Below are 1,861 nucleotides of genomic sequence, written 5' to 3' on the forward strand. Positions count from 1 at the left end.
AATCGTACCGGCGCGGTTGGCAAAGTGGTCTCCGAGCGTTTATTAGGCCACCCATGTGAGAAGTTATCGTCGGGTGCGACGAGCGGGAGCCCAATTGAACGCCAAGAAGAACCATCTGGATTCAGGCACTGTCGCTAGCGTTCTGAAACGGGTGATCGCCGAAAACGGCAGGGACCACATCCGCGGTTACGCGTTTGCAATCTTCTGTCTGATTGCCACAGCCATGTCCACCGCCTTCACGGCGTGGATCATGGAGTCTGTTGTCAACGAGGCTTTTGCGAACAAACGGGCTGACATGGTCCTGGTCATCTGCTTCGCGATCTTTGCAGCCTTCGTGGTTCGCGGGCTGGCGACCTACGGGCAGGCGGTGACGCTATCCAAGATCGGCAACAATATCGTTGCCCGTTACCAGCAGCGACTTTATTCGCATCTCATGAAGCTTTCGGTCGGCTTTTTCGCGGAATCGCGCTCAGCCCGCCTCGCCGGGCAAGTCAACCAGAATATCGGCGGCATAAAAGACGTTCTCAACCTGGTGGTCACCTCGACAGCGCGCGATATGCTGACGCTTGTGTCGTTGATCGTCGTGATGGTTTTGAAGGATTGGGTTCTCTCGCTGATCGTGTTTGCCGTGGCACCACCGCTTATTCTTGCGATCCGCTACCTATCTCAGAGGCTGCGCAGCGTGACGCGCGAAGCCGTCGAGGTGAGCAGCAAAGTGCTCGGCGCCATGCAGGAAACGATCCAGGGCATTACGGTCGTCAAGGCATTTACAATGGAACAGCAACTGGAGCAGAAGGTCCAGCGCATTATCGAAACGTCCGAAAGACAGAGCAACCGGATTGCCCGCCTGTCCGAACGCACCGCGCCCCTTACCGAGACATTCGCAGGCGTGGCCATCTCCAGCGTGATCGGCTACGCCGCCTTCCGCTCCATCTATGATGATGTTGCCCCCGGCGCGTTCTTCGCCTTCATCACAGCGCTATTGATGGCCTACGACCCGGCCCGCCGGCTTGCCCGGATGCAGGTGCAGATCGAAAGAGCCGTCGTTAATGCCAGAATGATCTACAGCTTGCTCGACATGCAGCCGCTACAGCGGGAAAATCCAAACGCACCCGACCTTGTCGTCACCAGTGCTCAGATCGAACTGAAGGGCGTCGTGTTCGCCTATGGAAGCGGAGCGCCAATCCTCAAGGGGGTAGACCTGATCGCAGAAGGCGGCAAGACGACCGCTCTGGTCGGCCCGTCGGGGGCGGGCAAATCGACGATCATCTCGTTGATCCCTCGTTTTTATGATCCGGCCGAAGGCCAGATCCTGATCGACGGACAGGACATAGCCCATGTGACCAAGGCGTCGTTGCGTCACAGCCTCGCCTATGTCACGCAGCAACCCTATCTGTTCGAAGGAACGATCCGCGACAATATCCGCTATGGACGGCCCGAGGCGACCGATGCCGAAGTCGAGGAAGCCGCCCGACTTGCCCATGCCCACGACTTTATACTCATGCAGCCGGCGGGTTACGAAACGCCGGTCGGCGAACACGGCATGACCCTCTCCGGCGGTCAGCGGCAACGTCTGTCGATCGCACGCGCACTCGTGCGCAACGCACCCATCCTCCTCCTCGACGAAGCCACCTCGGCGCTCGACAACGAATCCGAAGCCGCCGTGCAAAGGGCACTCGATTCCGCCATGCACGGGCGGACCGTCGTCGTCATCGCTCATCGCCTGTCCACAATCGTCAATGCCGACAAGATCATCGTCATGCACGAAGGCCGGGCAGTGGAAGAAGGCACCCATGAGGAACTTGCAAGCCGCAGGGATGGCCTCTACGCTCGCCTGAACAATCTTCAATCACCCGAAAAG

At 58.9% G+C, this 1,861-nt stretch carries 1 protein-coding gene; it reads left to right on the forward strand.

Annotated elements, in window-relative coordinates; translation table 11 throughout:
• Positions 1-94 precede the first annotated feature (94 nt).
• On the forward strand, positions 95-1,861 hold a 1,767-nt coding region (locus GQ59_RS30290; RefSeq protein WP_037088604.1), incomplete at its 3' end, for an ABC transporter ATP-binding protein.

Origin of the sequence: Neorhizobium vignae (assembly GCF_000732195.1) — a bacterium.
In the GTDB taxonomy this organism is placed as follows: Bacteria; Pseudomonadota; Alphaproteobacteria; order Rhizobiales; family Rhizobiaceae; genus Neorhizobium; species Neorhizobium vignae.